At 50.6% G+C, this 16,276-nt stretch carries 14 protein-coding genes and 1 riboswitch; of the genes, 4 read left to right on the plus strand and 10 right to left on the minus strand.

Annotation, left to right across the window (positions count from 1 at the left end; genetic code table 11):
- Positions 1-53: 53 nt before the first annotated feature.
- From JNC80_RS00660 to JNC80_RS00685, 6 genes are all read right to left on the minus strand, one after another.
- Positions 54-968: a FecR family protein gene (locus tag JNC80_RS00660; protein ID WP_376709176.1), complete on the minus strand. Its 915-nt coding sequence runs from the start codon at positions 966-968 to the stop codon at positions 54-56.
- A gap of 115 nt (positions 969-1,083) precedes the next feature.
- Complete coding sequence (locus JNC80_RS00665; protein ID WP_376709177.1) at positions 1,084-1,617, minus strand: RNA polymerase sigma factor; 534 nt, start codon at positions 1,615-1,617, stop codon at positions 1,084-1,086.
- 223 nt (positions 1,618-1,840) lie between these two features.
- Complete coding sequence (locus tag JNC80_RS00670) at positions 1,841-2,341, minus strand: flavin reductase (RefSeq protein WP_022711055.1); 501 nt, start codon at positions 2,339-2,341, stop codon at positions 1,841-1,843.
- 354 nt (positions 2,342-2,695) lie between these two features.
- A complete protein-coding gene (locus JNC80_RS00675) occupies positions 2,696-3,724 on the minus strand; it encodes a methionine synthase (protein ID WP_151158481.1) in 1,029 nt (342 codons plus the stop codon).
- A 26-nt stretch (positions 3,725-3,750) separates the two neighbouring features.
- Positions 3,751-4,722, minus strand: coding sequence for a DUF1852 domain-containing protein (locus JNC80_RS00680; RefSeq protein ID WP_376709178.1), 972 nt, complete (start codon positions 4,720-4,722; stop codon positions 3,751-3,753).
- Positions 4,723-4,822: 100 nt separating this feature from the next.
- Positions 4,823-5,037, minus strand: a riboswitch (cobalamin riboswitch).
- A gap of 300 nt (positions 5,038-5,337) precedes the next feature.
- Positions 5,338-6,105 (minus strand): helix-turn-helix domain-containing protein, encoded by a 768-nt coding sequence (locus tag JNC80_RS00685; RefSeq protein WP_376709179.1) that lies wholly within the window; start codon positions 6,103-6,105, stop codon positions 5,338-5,340.
- Positions 6,106-6,272: 167 nt separating this feature from the next.
- On the opposite strand from JNC80_RS00685, the gene JNC80_RS00690 reads away from it, so the two are divergent.
- Together JNC80_RS00690 and JNC80_RS00695 are read left to right on the plus strand one after the other, a co-directional pair.
- Positions 6,273-8,519 carry a marine proteobacterial sortase target protein gene (locus JNC80_RS00690; RefSeq protein ID WP_376709180.1) on the plus strand — a complete coding sequence of 749 codons (2,247 nt, stop codon included), beginning with the start codon at positions 6,273-6,275 and terminating at the stop codon, positions 8,517-8,519.
- A complete protein-coding gene (locus tag JNC80_RS00695; protein WP_376709618.1) occupies positions 8,519-9,133 on the plus strand; it encodes a class GN sortase in 615 nt (204 codons plus the stop codon). Before JNC80_RS00690 ends, JNC80_RS00695 begins: the two co-directional genes overlap by 1 nt.
- Positions 9,134-9,865: 732 nt before the next feature.
- On the opposite strand, the gene JNC80_RS00700 is transcribed toward JNC80_RS00695, so the two are convergent.
- From JNC80_RS00700 to JNC80_RS00715, 4 genes are all read right to left on the minus strand, one after another.
- Positions 9,866-11,224, minus strand: coding sequence for a sensor histidine kinase (locus tag JNC80_RS00700; RefSeq protein WP_376709181.1), 1,359 nt, complete (start codon positions 11,222-11,224; stop codon positions 9,866-9,868).
- Between the two features lie 5 nt (positions 11,225-11,229).
- Positions 11,230-11,901: a response regulator transcription factor gene (locus JNC80_RS00705; RefSeq protein ID WP_022711047.1), complete on the minus strand. Its 672-nt coding sequence runs from the start codon at positions 11,899-11,901 to the stop codon at positions 11,230-11,232.
- A 438-nt stretch (positions 11,902-12,339) separates the two neighbouring features.
- Complete coding sequence (locus JNC80_RS00710; protein ID WP_376709182.1) at positions 12,340-13,254, minus strand: DUF3313 domain-containing protein; 915 nt, start codon at positions 13,252-13,254, stop codon at positions 12,340-12,342.
- A gap of 324 nt (positions 13,255-13,578) precedes the next feature.
- Entirely contained in the window at positions 13,579-14,493 is a 915-nt protein-coding gene (locus JNC80_RS00715; protein WP_376709183.1) for a LysR family transcriptional regulator, read from the minus strand.
- Between the two features lie 111 nt (positions 14,494-14,604).
- Between JNC80_RS00715 and JNC80_RS00720 the strand changes: the two genes are divergently transcribed.
- Both JNC80_RS00720 and JNC80_RS00725 read left to right on the plus strand, forming a co-directional pair.
- Positions 14,605-15,240, plus strand: a complete 636-nt coding sequence (locus JNC80_RS00720; protein WP_376709184.1) for an NAD(P)H-binding protein — start codon at positions 14,605-14,607, stop codon at positions 15,238-15,240.
- 49 nt (positions 15,241-15,289) lie between these two features.
- Complete coding sequence (locus JNC80_RS00725; RefSeq protein ID WP_376709185.1) at positions 15,290-16,216, plus strand: alpha/beta hydrolase; 927 nt, start codon at positions 15,290-15,292, stop codon at positions 16,214-16,216.
- Positions 16,217-16,276: the final 60 nt, after the last annotated feature.

Raw genomic sequence — 16,276 nt, forward strand, 5'->3', positions numbered from 1 at the left:
GACGAAGAGCTGGTCGAAAAATCCCGGTCAAAAAATGGAAAAAATAAAATAATTTAAAGCGGACGAATAAGGGTGAGTAATGGCGTCCAGTTTTCGACGCGGACCGGCAGTACCTCGGCGAGTTTTTGCGTGAGTTGATCCGTTCTTTCAATATTGATGATCAGAGTTACCGGTCTTTGTGCCAATGCAGCATCGGTGACGATGATTTTTCCGCGCTGCCATTGTTCCAGCTCTTTGACAACCTCGCCAAGCGGACGGGAAATAAAGACAAGACGGCCATCAAGCCACGACAGCCTCGTATCAAGCTCAGCTGGTTCCGGAATGCTGAGATTGTTCCCTCGACTTCGCACCGCATAACGCTCTTCAACCTGTACGGACTGCGAAGGGGTCTCCACTCTGACCGAGTGCTCAGAGACGACGACACTTACGCCGTCATCTTCGTGGCGAACGGAAAAAGCAGTGCCAAGTGCTGTGGTGTTCACATGCATCGCGCTGACCGTAAAGGGACGTGTATTATCCGGAGCAACGTCGAAAAACGCCTCGCCGGCGATAAGTTTCACCAGACGCTTCTGCTCTGTGAAATGAACTGAAACCGAACTCGCTGACGACAGTCGCAGCTTCGATCCGTCAGGCAAAACTGCGGCTTCCACCTTACCGGTTGCACTATAATAATCGGGCCGGTTTACACTGAATTGATAGTACCCACCACCAGCTAAAAGCAATGCGAGGCCTGTAGCGCCACCCTTCAACAGTTTTCTCCGGGAAAGCTGCGTTTGTGACAGATCCGGCACCATGCCTGCACCGCTCCACAACTGTTCAAGCCGGGAGTATGCTTGCGCATGGCGGCTATCAACCTCCAGCCAGACTCTGAAACCTGCCAGTTCAGCCTCTTCAACATGTTCTTCCAGAAGCAATGCAAACCAATGTGCCGCTTGATTGGAAATATTCTTTTCTTCTGACTTAGACACAATTCACTTCCGGCAGATAAGATATCAGAGCGTTGAACAGAGGCCGCTTAACGTGGACGCATCCTGAAAGTATGAAGCGGTTTTCCGGCAAGACACGCGAAACAAAAAACGTCGGTCAGAAACGATCAAAAGATGATTTTTCAGCCTGCAAATTTTTAAGTGCTGTCACCATGTGATTGAATGCTGTTTTAGGTGAGATACCAAGCTGCACACCGATCTGAGCATATGTCATGCCCTCGATACGATACAAAATAAAGACCTGCTGTGCGCGTGGCGGCATGTTCGCGATAATCTTCTGCAATCGCAGGAGCTCTTCACGAGAAATGAGATGCTGTTCGGCAGATGGCGCATTATCCTGAACCCACTCAAGCTCTTGCACATCGACAATGACGGGAGCGAGTTGAAGTCGTCTGCGATAATCAAATGCAATATTCCGGCCGGTGCGTATAAAGTAGCCTTTGAGATCTTGGACATCGCCAAGAATGCCTTTTCGCTCCCACAATCTGACGAAAGTGTCCTGCACAAGGTCCTGTGTTTCCACACGGTCTTTAAGGCAGCCGTCAATGACCTTTGTCAGCCTTGTTCGTACGGAGAAAAACACCTCAACGAAATACGACCCATCCTTCTTGTTATGATCGACGGTTTGCAAGCGAGACTCTCTGAGGCAGATGGGTTTCAATTAATTGTTGAGTTATATAATCATGTTTTTTTCGGAAATTGAAGCCGTTTTCTGCTATTCGAAAAGTTTAATCACGAGCAGGAGTTATAAAGCACGGATATCTCGGCTTAACCGCTGCCTTAGGCATACCGGACATTCATACATCTTCGAAGCGGCGGGCGCCAAGTGACGGATACAGTGCCGAGACGGTTCTTTAGCCCCCGAAATAGCGTCGTCTGCAGTAAAATAGCGTTGCCTTTTCGTCGTTCTCACGAATATTGATGACCCGCCCGAAGAAGACGCGGTGCGTCGCCTGCTCAATGGCATTGGTGAGCTCGCATTCGAAACTTACCGATGCGTCGGCCAGTACCGGCACACCCGTGAGACCTTTTTCCCATTCGCCAAACACAAACCGATCCGCAACTGGCGTCTTGCCGCCAAAGACATCCGAGATCTCCTCCTGACCCGGCGTCAACGTGTTCACGCAGAAATGGCGCGCGTTGTCAAAAGCCGGAAAACACGAGCTTGTCCGATTGATGCAGACAAGAAGCGTTGCCGGAGTGTCGCTGACGCTGCAGACTGCCGAGGCGGTAAAACCGTAGCGCTTGCCGCCAAAAACAGTGGTGACGACGCTTACGGCTGAGCCGAGCCGCGACATGCCATTGCGGAATGCCGCCCTGTCCACGATTTCCAGAGGTTGATCAAATATATCCATTCGGTCCCCGTATCGGGTTGAAGTGTGGGAGATGGCCGCTAGAGCGTTTTACGTCCGGATTGGATCATAGCGCTCGCTCTAGATTCTTTATTTGGTCGCATTATCACGGGCGTCAAGTTGATCCAACTTGACATAATCAAGAAGTCAAGTTGATCCAACTTGACTGTGAAATGCTCTAACGGCCAACTCCGGAGTGCGGATTTCGTGAAACCGCGTATTTGTTCACTGAACAAAAGACATTGCTTGCAGCACGAGAGCGCCGTGTGCCAGACTTGGCACACAAAACTCGCCCTAACACTTTAAAATGAGAGCATAATTTTACCTTAAACTGATCCAGGTTTAAGGAATTATGCTCTAGGCAGTGAGTTCTCTGCGGACGATTTCTGCGCCCGCGCTCAAGGCCTGAAGCTTACCCATAGCGATGGGCCGGGAGAGCGGGGCCATGCCGCAATTGGTGCAAGGATAAAGCTTGTCAGCATCAACAAATTGAAGCGCTTTTCGAAGCGTTTGAGCAACTTCCTCAGGCGTCTCGATGGTATTGGATGCCACGTCGATGGCGCCGACCATCACCTTCTTGCCGCGGATAAGCTCAATCAGATCCATCGGAACGTGGGAGTTCTTACATTCCAGCGAGATCATGCCGATGCTGGATTGCTGCAGCTTGGGGAATGATTCCTCGTATTGCCGCCACTCTGAACCAAGCGTGCTCTTCCAATCCGTATTGGCTTTAATGCCGTAGCCGTAGCAAATATGCACGGCAGTCTCACATTTGAGACCTTCGATTGCGCGCTCCAGCGTAGCGACGCCCCAGTCATTCACCTCATCAAAGAAGACGTTAAAGGCAGGCTCGTCGAACTGAATGATGTCGACACCAGCAGCCTCCAGCTCTCTGGCTTCCTCGTTAAGGATTTTGGCGAATTCCCAAGCCAGCTTTTCGCGGCTCTTGTAGTGGGCATCATAGAGAGTATCGATCATGGTCATGGGACCCGGCAGGGCCCATTTGATCGGCTGCGTGGTATGCTGACGCAAAAATCTGGCGTCCTCGACGAAAACCGGTTTCTGGCGCGACACAGCCCCGACGACAGTCGGTACGCTCGCATCATAGCGGTTGCGGATTCGCACGGTTTCGCGCTTCTCGAAATCCACGCCGTCGAGATGCTCGATGAAAGTCGTCACGAAATGCTGACGCGTCTGTTCGCCATCGCTGACGATATCAATGCCTGCATGTTGCTGGTCGGCCAGTGACAGCCGCAAGGCGTCCCGCTTGCCTTCCAATAATTCCTCGTTCTGCAGTTTCCATGGCGACCAGAGTTTTTCAGGCTGAGCGAGCCAGGAGGGTTTAGGCAGGCTGCCTGCGGTCGATGTAGGGAGAAGTGTTTTCAAGATAGGTGACCTCTGTTTCGTTGCAGTCAGGCGACGTCGTAAGCGGACCATTGGTCGAGAACGGTCCGGTATGGTTTGATGAAGTTTTCCTCGGTGAATTTGCCCTGCTCCACAGCCAACCGGCTGCGCTCTTCACGATCGTAGACAATGCGTGTCAGCGAATAATCCCCGTGCTTCAAATTCGGCTGGTAAACCGCGCCTGCAGCAGCGTTGGCATTATAGATTTCAGGCCGATAAATCCTCTGAAACGTCTCCATCGTACTGATGGTGCTGATCAGCTCGAGATTGGAATAATCGCCAAGCAGGTCACCGATAAAATAGAAAGCCAAAGGCGCAACGCTGCCTGCCGGCATGAAATAGCGAACCTGCATCCCCATTTTTGCGAAATACTGATCTGTCGACGAGGATTCATTCTGCCGGTATTCTGTGCCCATTATGGGATGATGATTGTCAGTGCGATGATAGGTCTTGCTGGTCGAAGCACTGATGCAGATGACGGGCGCTTTGCCGAAGTGGGATGCATATGTCTCTGAGCGCAGGAAAGATTTGAAAAGTTTTCCATGCAGATCGCCGAAATTGGCCGGAATGCTGAATATGGGCTGGTTCTGATTGTGCTCGGGAAGAACAATACTGAAGTCGTAATCACGCACATAGGACGAGAAGTTGTTTCCGACGATACCGTCGATGCGCTCATTGGTTTTCTGGTCGACAATAGTTGTTTTAAGGATTTCAATCAGCGGGAATTCATCGCCAGCAATCCCCAACGTGACGGAAATAATGTCCAGCTCGACCGAATAGCGATCACCTTGGGGATTATCCCAATGCGCCAAGGCATTGAACCGGTTGTCGATCATCCGCAAGGTGTTGCAGAGGTTCTCACGACGACGATCGCCTCTGGCCAGATTGGCAAAATTGGTGGTGATGCGCGTGTTTTCCGAGGGAAGATAATCCTCGTTAAACGGAACGCTCTTGATAGCGAAATTGAAGTTCTGCGACATATTCTGCCCCAATGGAGTTGGGGGGCATGGGTCTGCGGACACATAGCAGTACAGGCCGCGATGCGGCCTCCGCTACGGCACACTGGGACACCCCGCCCGTGGACGTTCTTTCGCCAAGGCAGGTCTCCTGGCTCACGGGTCATCGCTTCCGTCCGTCTTCCCGGGTTAAATCCCAGTGACATGCTGGACGCCAGCTCGCCGCTTACAGTTGCGGGGGCAGCGCCGGCTTTTCCGCATAATACGGAGCACCGGCTTCCCTCTTAGCTCCGGCACGCTGCAGGCAACGACCGGAGAACCTAGGCATCTCTACCTAGCTGCAATCGCAACGAAGTGTCAAGCGCATATAAAGATATTTTTATATCTCCAAGTCTCAAAGTGTGAGCACACCTGCGCGAGCGAAGACCATTCAGGACTGAACCATTGCAAGCCAAAACGACGTCAGGAGAAAAGCAGACAGCCCGCACATAAGCAGCACCAGATTGGCAATGCCTTATGATCCGCCGCAGCCGCTATCCACCCGATGCAATGACTCAGGCTGTCTTGCTGTAATACCGATTTCCGCTGCGATTGATTTGGTCGTACAGAATGAGAGGGATAGACTATCCTTAGCCCCGATTATGACGGCATCACAAAACTTGCATAGCCATCGCCAAGCGTCTTGTTAAGGAAACGCGCATATTGATCATAGACATGATCTGCGGCCGTTATTCGCCCAAAAACCGGCGCTTCAAAAACCCTTATCGGGATGAGTGCCAAAGGCACGGATACCGGCGTCAATTGTGCGCCCTGTCCTGCTCGCAGTGTCGTGAGAATACCATACATTTCACCCGCAATACTCGGGCGCGAAAGCACCGCCATGCGGTACTGTCCGGACGTATTGGTCACAAGATAAACATGACCTGAGAGATGCGGAACGGAGACACATCCGTGCTGCGAAAATGACGCGTCGGTGCGCTCACGTTCTTCAAATTTCAGATGTGTGCTTCCGGCATCCCAGACGATATCCGTGCAATAAGCAAAAATATCGCTGCTATTACCAAAAGAAGGACGAAGCGTGAGAAATGTTCCCTCAAGCCAGGAAACGGCAGCGCGTGAATAGGCACCAAGTTCTTCCGCCGCATGTCCGTTGGCAGCGGCTGGCTTTGGCTTTTCTGTTTCCGCCTGATCGCGCAGTTCAAATCCCATCGCCTGCTCAAGCCGGATGATCGTCGCAAGCGTGAAAGGCCTGTGCCCTGAGAGCGCTTTTTCAAGTGTCGAGAGGCTGATACGTGCCTCATCAGCCAGATGCTGACGGGAAATCCTGCGGCGTGCGATCTCCTCGCGTACACGTTCAGCAACGCGGAGATTTAATTGCTCGGACAAAACCGCATCGGGCTGAGACATGAGAACTTCCTGAATCCGTACTTTCCTTCACAATTCCACACATAAGCGGAGCCTGCAAGGTGGCTTGCGGCAAAGTACGGACAAAACTTGGCAAAGCTTACGCTGGTGAGGAAACAGCACTCCGGCGCAAATTGTCTCCAGTTATCCGACAGATACAGGAGCTTATAATGTCGCCTGCCATCAGACACTCTCACAACAACGCAAGGGCAATCAGCCTGTCTCAGTTCTGCAAATTCATCTGGTTTGTGAATATGCTGTTACTGCCAATCCTGGCCGTTGTTCTTTCGCTTCTCAACGTAGCTTCCGCCCGTGCTGAACAGCCAGCCTATGTAACACCGAATGCGGTGCAAAGCGGCAGCCTGCTGCTGCAAAGCGGTGAAGCCGGCCAATATATCGAAGCACCACGACTTGCCAGTGATTTCAACATCAATGTCAGCGGCCCCACCGCCCGCGCCCGTCTCAGTCAGGTTTTTGAAAATCCGACCAATGGCTGGGTTGAAGGGCTTTATGTCTTTCCTCTGCCTGAAGATAGTGCGGTCTACTCCCTGAAGATGATCGTTGGCGACAGGGTTATTGTTGCCGATATCAAGGAAAAACAGGCAGCACGCGAAATCTATGAGAAGGCGAAAAGCGAAGGCAAGAAGGCTGCTCTCATCGAGCAACAGCGCCCCAACATCTTCACCAATGCGGTTGCCAATCTTGGTCCGAATGAAAAACTTGTCATTCAGATCGAATATCAGCAGGCCGTTCGCCTGAGTGACAATCACTTTTCTCTGCGTGTGCCGCTTGTTGTTGCACCGCGCTATAATCCTGAAAACAGAGACCCGATTGTTGAAACCGCAGATATTCAGGGCGGCTGGGGGCAGCAGAAAACAAAACCAGCGCAAGGTTCAGACAACGGAGCCATTGAAACACCCCTGATTATGCCGAATGAAGACCGCATTAATCCGGTGACAATCACTATCAATCTCAAAGCCGGTTTCCCCGCTGCCAATATTAAGAGCCTTTATCATCCTGTTAAGATCGATCAGCATGGCGAACTGGCCTCAACAATTACTCTGGATGGCAAGGCCACGGCCGATCGTGATTTCGTTCTCGAATGGCTGGCTGCTGAATCCGAAATGCCTACTGTCGGCCTGTTCCGTGAACATGTTGGCAATGACAATTATCTGCTGGCCTACATAACCCCGCCGCGCATCAAAAGCCCTGTGAATGAAACACGGGAAATCATCTTTGTTATCGACAATTCCGGCTCGATGGGTGGTACTTCGATCAAGCAAGCCAAAGCCAGTCTCGATTATGCCCTCTCCCGCCTGAAACCTACTGATCGTTTCAACGTCATTCGTTTTGATGACACGCTGACCAAGTTTTTCGATGACTCTGTTCCTGCCACAGCGCTCAATATTACCAATGCACGCGACTATGTCTCTGCACTTGAAGCGGTTGGCGGCACAGAAATGCTGCCTGCTTTGCACACAGCCCTTGATGACAGCCACCAAAAGAATGGCTTGCGCCAGATCGTGTTTCTGACCGATGGCGAGATCAGCAATGAACGACAAATGCTTGATGTCATTGCATCCCGCCGCGACCGCTCCCGTCTCTTCATGGTTAGTATCGGCTCGGCGCCCAACACCTATCTGATGAACAAAGCGTCTGAACTTGGCCGTGGCACCTTCACACATATCGGCGCGGTGGAAGAAGTTGACCAGCGCATGCGTGAACTGTTCGATAAACTCGAAAGTCCGGTTGTTACCAATGTAAAAACCAGTTTCTCACAGGAGGGTATCAGCCTGACGCCGGGTCTGCTTCCTGATCTTTATCAGGGTGAACCATTGGTGCTCGCTGCACGTACCAAACAGGTCAGCGGTACGATGACAGTTGAAGGCACAGTCGGAAACCGTCCATGGACAGTGACCCTGCCGCTTGATGCAGCCAGTCCGGCGGAAGGTATTTCCAAGATCTGGGCACGTCGCAAGATCGACGATGCTGAAGTGGACATGAAGCTCGGCAAGATCACCGAGCTGGCAGCCGATACGCGTATCCTCAGCCTCGCATTGGAGCACCATCTGGTAACACGTCTCACAAGTCTTGTTGCCGTCGATCAGACACCTAGCCGCCCAGCAAATACCCCGCTCACCCGCGCCGACATTCCTTTGCAGCTTCCTGCCGGTTGGGACTTTGAGACACTGTTCGGTATTCGTGCAGACCGCAGCGTGCTTGATCATGCCGATGCAGGCAAAGAGCAGATATTGGCTCGAGGCAAGAACCGTGCTGCCGCACCGAATATTCCGGCACCCGTCATGTCACTGCCGCAAACCGCAACTCCGGCAATGCTGAATATGCTTCAGGGATTAGGCATTATGTTTATCGGGTTTCTCATCTTCTGGTTGGCACGTCGCAAGGAGAATGCATGATGGGTATTCTTGTTGCAGAAGATACAAAGGCAAAGGGGCGCACTTTCGTGCGCTCCCCACTCATCTTTCTGTCGATTGCGGTGATGGCCTGCGGCTTTATTCTTCTCAGTCAGGGGCTGTGGATCCATGCAAAAGCCTATGCAGCTCAATTCCTGCTTGAGCGTGCTTTCGCCCAGAGTATTGCAACAGGTGAAAAGGTTAAACCGTGGGCATGGGCGGATACATGGCCGGTAGCACGTATCGAAGCGCCACGTCTGGCTGCATCAGCAATCGCTCTCAATGGTGCAAGCGGACAAGCTCTGGCTTTTGGGCCCGGTCATCTCCAGAACACACCCAAAGCCGGGGAGACAGGAGCGGCAGTTTATGCCGCCCACCGCGACACGCATTTTGCTTTTCTTAAAGATATTGAGAAAGGCGATCTTCTTCGCATTACCCGCACTGACGGCAAAACTTATACCTATCGTGCCACGCAAATGAGTGTTGCGCGTTGGAATGAGGCGCAGATCGATATTCACGCAGCGGGTTCTCAGTTGGTTCTTGCAACCTGCTATCCCTTTAATGCGGTTACACAAGGTCCGTTTCGTTATCTCGTTTATGCCACTTTAATCCAGTGATTTGAAATTGCTGCAGACAAGCAATTTTCATGGGGATACCGCACGACCCTGACATTTATGTTTCTTGAATGAACGATGGGATCTGTTCACAGCACAACAATGTCCCGTGATTTCAACAAGTTGTAATTCTCCTGAGACTTTGGCAAGGTAAGGTATCAACCATCTGATCGGGTATTGTCGGCGCAGGTCAGGCTAAAATCGACTGGATGTCGCCGGGTACAGAAATGGGGAACCTCTCCCGCCTTCTCAAATAACTTAGCTCTTGAGCATAATAAACCTAATCTGCCCTTCCTTCTCACACCCCATATTTCTGTCGATCACAACCGCTTGTTTCAAGTTCAAGAGCTGGTTTTAAAGAGGTAATGTTACCGTAACAGTCGAATTCTAAACATCACTCCAATTCGATGCTTCACCTAAAAGCAGGTGACATAAAGATGGAGATGTTCTTTGAAAAGAAAATTATCAAGAAAATTCTATGAAAAACCATTCGAAATTTTCGTAATATTCATCGGAATTTGCCTTGCAAATATTGTAAACAATCACAAGATTTCCACGCCATCATACGAAATCACAGACAAATCCATTTCAACAAATGGATTAAGTCTATGATTTACAAAAAGATCAGATCCGCAATAAATTTTATGCTTTTAACGATCATACCCGTATCTTTACTATGGGGGCCAATCGCCATAGCTATAATATCGAGAATAAATTCACTTTGATATTAATCGCTTAACCTGCGGGGAAGGTCAAACTCACGACCAATCCCCCGCCAGTCGCATCGGATAATGCCACCGATCCATTATGGGCGCTCATAATCTGGGACACAATTGCCAGCCCCATCCCCGCCCCTTCAACCGCAGTACCCGCCCCTCTCACAAAAGGCTTCAGCATACTGCTCCGCTCTGCATCGGAAATACCCGGCCCCCTGTCAGTAACGCGCAATATGCAAGGATGAAGCACTTCGATCACCAGCATTTCTGTTCCTTGCGCATGGCACAGCGCATTCATGATTAAATTATCCAGCGCCACCCGAAGAGCCGCCTCTGAGCCCGAAATGATTATCCGTTCTTCAGGTGCTTTGAACTCAATCTCCACGCCCTGCCTGAGAGCAGCCGGAACATGCTCAGCAACAATTTGACGAGCTGCATGCGCGAGATCAACCGGAGCAAATGCCAATGACTGGCCGGACAACCGCGCCAGTTGCAAAGAAGTCGTTACGATTGAAGCCAGACGCGCCGTATCCCGTATCAGAACATCGCGTATTGCCGGCTCTTCTATCTTTTCAAGTTTTATTCTCAGCTTGGTCAACGGCGTTCGCAACTCATGCGATGCACTGGCAAGAAAAAAACGCTGCGCTTCAAACGCATCATCAATACGCGACAGAGCCGTATTAAATGCAGCAACCATCGGCTTTAATTCCGAGGGAGTATCACGATCTGAAATACTGCGGCCATTGGGCAGACCGTCAATCTTCTCTGCAGAGTTTACAACCCTTCTTACAGGTGATGCGATAACACGCTTAACCGCTATCGCCGCAATCGTCGCCGTAGCGACCAGCACAACCCCAAGCAAATGATACAAGCCCTGAGAGCCTATCCCCCATAATGCAACGAAAATTGTTTGCACTCCGGTAAATGAAACACCGCCCAGCACAACAAATGCTTGAGGATTGGCGTCATCAACAAGGCGCAGGCCTTGATAGGTTACTTCACCCGTTGTGTAATGAAACTGAAATGAAGATATTTGATCAGAAACTGTATTAAGTGCCTTCTGAACAGACGGGGGTACAACCCCATGGGTTATCGTCTGAGTTCCGTCACTCAGCAAATACCAAAAATCCGGTTGCTGCTCTGCAGAAACAATAATATCGGCAGATATGCCGCCAATATTAAGTTTTAACTGACCTGAGGGCGTATAGGACTTACTGGACTGCAGTAGTTTTCCCAGAATATCCAGAGGTACAGTTTGCCGGCCCTCCGTATCCGAAGATAACAATAAAAACGTGAGTGTTAATATTGTACTGATTGTCATCATCAGCGCCATGCCGATAACAAGCATAACGACAACCGGAAAAGCGATGGAGCGCATGAATTTCATTCCTGCACCATCATGTAACCTATACCGCGTATAGTGCGTATTGTTACGTTGCACTTGGCTTCCCGCAGACGCCGCCGCAGTCTCGACACATGGGAATCTATGACATTAGAGCCCAGTTCATCATCAAGGCCATAAACGGAAGCTTCCAGATTATCACGCTGGACAACACGTCCCGCCCGTCTGATGAGCGCCTCTAAAATAGCAAGCTCACGTCTTGGCGTATTCATAATACTCCCCTCAACCATGGCGGAACGGTTGATAAGATCGAATGATAAATTGCCGAACTGCGTGCATCCGGTCTCATCCAGATTATATCTGCGAAGCACAGCCCGCGCTCTTGCAATAAGCTCCATTGGTTCAAATGGTTTACTGATATATTCATCCGCACCTTTATCCAGAGCCGCAACAATATCAGCAGGATCATCTAATGCTGTTAATATCAGGGTAGCTGGTCGCGGCCGAAGCTGCCGTAAAGTGGGCAGCAGAGACAGACCGTCACCATCCAGAAGATGACGGTCGATAATTGCCAGATCAAATTTGAAAGCAAGCAAAGCAGATTCTGCATCTGCAACGGTGTCAAATGTGTCCGCAACACCAATGGATGCCTCCATCATAGCCTTCAGCGAGGCCGCCAATTCACGATCATCTTCTACTATCAGAATATGCATGAGCCGCCATTGATATGATCAGAGTCAAATTGATTGCACATTGCGAACACCAACACTTTTAGCATGTTTTCAGGGCCGCTTAGCTGACCACATTAAAAACGTGCCAGTAAAAACGGACAACCGGAACTAGAGAAGATCCCCGCGGGAAACACCATATGCCGGAGGCGGATATGCCCTTCTCAAATGGTCTTTGTCGGACATATCCAAGCGCTGCACACATTGCGCATAGGCATCTGTTCCGGGAAGAAATCCGTATTCGTTACAACGGCCTCTATAGTCTGTTGTCTCGCAGCCCATCAGCGCCATCAGGAGACCTATCGCAAAATAATTACGCATAATATCCTCAATAAGTTTATATATGTCAGCACATGACCAATCCGGCCTGAACATTACGGCAACGTTACGTGGCAGGTGCCAAGCTATAAATAGTCATGCCGGTCAGGGAGTTGATTGCGCAGACAGGCTGTTTTGTTTTGGCGCAGAGAGGGATTTAGAGCCTTTATCCGTCCATGACGGAGGCGCTCCCAATGAAGCGCCGATCGCCCCCAAAACACCCGGTTGACGGCCGAAATTCTCGCAAAGAACCGATCCCGGCCTTCCGCCCAGTTTTGTGCGAATTTCATATCCGGACGGCAAACGAAGGTCAAAATTACCCGGCTCTTTACCCTCGATAATCAGTCTGGAAAATTCAGAACCAAAAGCCGCAGCCAAATCATAGGCATCCCCCACCTGCGACACACGCGCCTCACTGGTGAATGAGTTCGCCCCCTTCGACCAGACGATTGCCGCAACCTGAGCACCTTGCGGATCCGTAGCCTCCGCCTCAACAGCCAGTCCGCCCAACCCGAACGGCAATCGCGGAACCCCTACAGGTAAGGCAATGGCTGTACCGATAGAAATCGCCTTTGCAGCGCCCGCAATACCAGACTTTGTAGGCACAACATCGGTAATAACGGTACGGATTGTGAGATCAGCCGGCTCACCGGTAGGAACAATTTTATATTTTTCACTCAGAGTGTAGCAAACAGCGCGATCAATCGCATTTGCCAGCAGGGTTCTGTCCTGTACTTTATCAACGCGCCGTTCAGCAGAATTTATAAAGGACGTCGGAAATATACTTACGGTTCTTACTTTTTTTAACACGCCAAAATTCAAGTAAAGTTTTTTCTTGGCAAACTTTCCTTTCGGCTCACTTAAATTACTATAGGAAGTAAGAGTACCCCCCTCTTTTAAGGGAACACTCGCACAACCACTTAACAGGACGATAATCGGAAAATATTTTATCAGATTTGATGTATTTTTTTGTAACGCCCAAGTTATTGTTTTTCCGAAATTTATTTTGTTGCTCCGCACGACCGGTAACCCCGCTTTTAAACAGCAATTCGGGGAGCAACCTGACCTTTGTACCTTGCGGCAACATTACGCAAATTATAACAATGAATTTTCTTTGAGTGATTTCATTACAAATATCGTAATATTACGGTAATGTTCCGATGTTCTTTTTCAAAAAAATTGAACAGGTGCACAATGTACATAGCTCTTATGCTAATCATTCTTACAGTATATTTAATAATTCTGACCGGAATATTGTTAATAGCAATTTGAAAATTCCAGAGCAATAAACAGTTTATCCTCAATTTGCTTACAGATCTGCGTATTGCGCTCAATCATATTGCTCTATCGCTCCAGTTGCCGCCGCTTCTCAACCAAAAAATCAACGAAAACGCGCAGTTTTGCAGGCATCTGATCCCGTGAGGGAACATAGAGGTTGAAACCATCAAAGGGCGGACACCAATCTTCCATCACGCGTACCAGAGCGCCGGATGCAAGATGCTGACTGACAGCAAAGTCCAGATGCATCACCAGACCTATTCCCTGAAGCGCAGCATTCAGCATGACATCATCATTATTCGTGGCGAATGTTCCGGCAGGCTGGAACAGCCTTTCCTCCCCTGTAAGCGGATCGGTCAGTTCCCAGCGGAATACAGCTCCGCTACCCGACAGACGAAAACCGAGGCAATTATGCTGTGTCAGATCCCTGAACACTCTCGGCGGAGGATTAGCTGCAAAATAAGCAGGTGAACCAACCACGGCAAGAGAAACCGGCGGGGTGACCGGCACAGCAACCATCGTGTCTGTCACACTTTCACGCAGGCGAATACCCGCATCACAACCTTCCCGAATAATGTCCCCTAACCCGTCATCGACAAATAACTCAACGCGAACCTCAGGATACCGGCGGGCGAACTCTCCGAGATACGGCTCAATAAAATGATGCGTGACAACCCGCGGTGCGTTCAGCCGGATTTCACCGCTTGGCTTTTCGCGTGCCTCACCGACAGCGACGACCGCATGTGATATCATTGCAAGACCCGGTTCGATCTGGGAAAGTAATTTCCGGCCGTCATCTGTCAGCGATACCGAACGTGTCGACCGGTTAAGCAGACGAACGCCGAGCTGCTGCTCTAACATTCTGATCGTTTGCGACAAAGCCGATGGCGAAATACCGATACGACCAGCCGCACGAGTATAGTTCCCTTCGCGGGCAACCTCCGCAAAGGCAGCAAGAGCAGGCAGAAGATTACGATCCATTATACGCTCATTATGAATTACAGCTTCAAACTGATTGAAGGATGCCCCCATTTTTCCGTTAGGTCGAGTGGATTATGTTAAATTCATGAAATGAATATACGGAGCAAAATAATGAAGAAAATTGCAATCCTTGGCGCAAGCGGTCAGATCGCACAGTATGTGATTGATATGCTGGCAGAACGCGGCGACACAGAGATGACGCTGTTTCTTCGCGATGCGATGAAGCTTGGTCGGGATATTCCTGACAATGCCCGTGTGATTGAGGGCGATGTTCACGACACTGCCAAGCTGAGAGATGCCGTGAGCGGTCAGGATGTGGTTTATGCGAACCTTGCCGGAGATGTCGACGCGCAAGCCGCAGCCATTATCACCGCCATGAAAGATACCGGTTCGCGGCAGCTGATTTTCTGTACAACGCTTGGTATTTATGACGAAGTACCCGGCAATTTCGGCGCGTGGAACAACCGGGAAATCGGTGAATATTTACCGCCATATCGCAAGGCTGCCGATCTCGTCGAGGCATCAGGTCTGGATTATGTTGTTCTGCGCCCTGCCTGGCTGACTGATGCAGACGAAGTCACCTACGAAACAACTGAGCGCCACGAGCCTTTTAAAGGCACGGAGATCTCACGCAAAAGCGTGGCAGCCGTGGTCGTAAAACTAGCCGAAACGACCGGTGCACTTGGCAACCGCAATATCGGCATTAACAAACCAAACACCGGTGGTGACAAACCTGCCTTCATGTAAACCGGCCAGTGAGAATGTCACTCGCCTCCGGAATTAAGGAGATCACATCATGGAAACCGTGAAAATCCGCAATCACGATATGTATTGGGATATCGCCGCCGATATCCACTTCCCGCCGCATTTCGACCAAACGAAGAAATATCCGGCCATCATCAGCGCACATCCGATCGGAAGCTGCAAAGAACAAACCTCGGGCAATGTCTATGGTGCAGCGCTGGCCAAAGAAGGCTTTGTTGTCATCGCCTTTGATGCAAGCTTTCAGGGTGCAAGCGGCGGCGAACCGCGCTTTATCGAAGACCCGACACTGCGTGTCGAAGATTTCCGCCATGTTACCGATTATCTGGTGACGCTTCCTTATGTCGACGAAGAACGCATTGGTGTACTCGGCATTTGTGGTGGCGGCGGCTATTCAATCAATGCTGCAATGACTGAGCGCCGCATCAAGGCGGTTGGCACCGTTACCGGCGCGAATTATGGCCGTCTGATGCGCGGTAATTTCACTGCCCTTAATCCGATCGCCGCGCTGGAAGCAATGGCCAGACAGCGTACAGCTGAAGCGCGCGGCGCAGAGCTTCATGTTGACAATCTGCTTGCCAATTCTGTTGAGGAAGCCCGCGCTGCAGGCATCACTGATCGCGATCCGCTGGAGGCAACTGATTATTACCGCACACCACGTGGTCAAAAGCCCAACGGTCTGAACCGCTCGCTCCTGTCGCATCAGGCAGCAGCAGTGGGCTGGGACGCCTTTCATCTGGCGGAAGTACTCCTGACGCAGCCGCTTTGCATTGTGGTCGGTGATAAGGTCGGCGCATTCGGCGCCTATCGCGACGGCTGCGAGATTATTGAACGCGCGGCCTCCAAACAAAAGGAGCTTGTGGTTCTCGAAGGCTGGTCGCATTACGACCTGTATGACAAGGAAGAACCGGTCAGACTGGCACTCGCCAAGCTCGTTCCGTTCTACAAGAAAAATCTCTAAGCACGCTCAGGCGGCTTCTAACGTCACAATCCTGATGAATGTTACAATCCGTGCTCAGCA

Source organism: Pseudochrobactrum lubricantis (assembly GCF_041929865.1).
In the GTDB taxonomy this organism is placed as follows: Bacteria; Pseudomonadota; Alphaproteobacteria; order Rhizobiales; family Rhizobiaceae; genus Pseudochrobactrum; species Pseudochrobactrum saccharolyticum.

Bases quoted from the DNA above. Each gene is read 5' to 3' on its own strand.
- JNC80_RS00720 (WP_376709184.1), top strand. From the start codon at position 14,605: ATGAAGAAAATTGCAATCCTTGGCGCAAGCGGTCAGATCGCACAGTAT.
- JNC80_RS00705 (WP_022711047.1), bottom strand. From the start codon at position 11,901: ATGCATATTCTGATAGTAGAAGATGATCGTGAATTGGCGGCCTCGCTG.
- JNC80_RS00700 (WP_376709181.1), bottom strand. From the start codon at position 11,224: ATGCGCTCCATCGCTTTTCCGGTTGTCGTTATGCTTGTTATCGGCATG.
- JNC80_RS00715 (WP_376709183.1), bottom strand. From the start codon at position 14,493: ATGGATCGTAATCTTCTGCCTGCTCTTGCTGCCTTTGCGGAGGTTGCC.
- JNC80_RS00685 (WP_376709179.1), bottom strand. From the start codon at position 6,105: ATGTCTCAGCCCGATGCGGTTTTGTCCGAGCAATTAAATCTCCGCGTT.
- JNC80_RS00670 (WP_022711055.1), bottom strand. From the start codon at position 2,341: ATGGATATATTTGATCAACCTCTGGAAATCGTGGACAGGGCGGCATTC.
- JNC80_RS00695 (WP_376709618.1), top strand. From the start codon at position 8,519: ATGGGTATTCTTGTTGCAGAAGATACAAAGGCAAAGGGGCGCACTTTC.
- JNC80_RS00725 (WP_376709185.1), top strand. From the start codon at position 15,290: ATGGAAACCGTGAAAATCCGCAATCACGATATGTATTGGGATATCGCC.
- JNC80_RS00690 (WP_376709180.1), top strand. From the start codon at position 6,273: ATGTCGCCTGCCATCAGACACTCTCACAACAACGCAAGGGCAATCAGC.
- JNC80_RS00680 (WP_376709178.1), bottom strand. From the start codon at position 4,722: ATGTCGCAGAACTTCAATTTCGCTATCAAGAGCGTTCCGTTTAACGAG.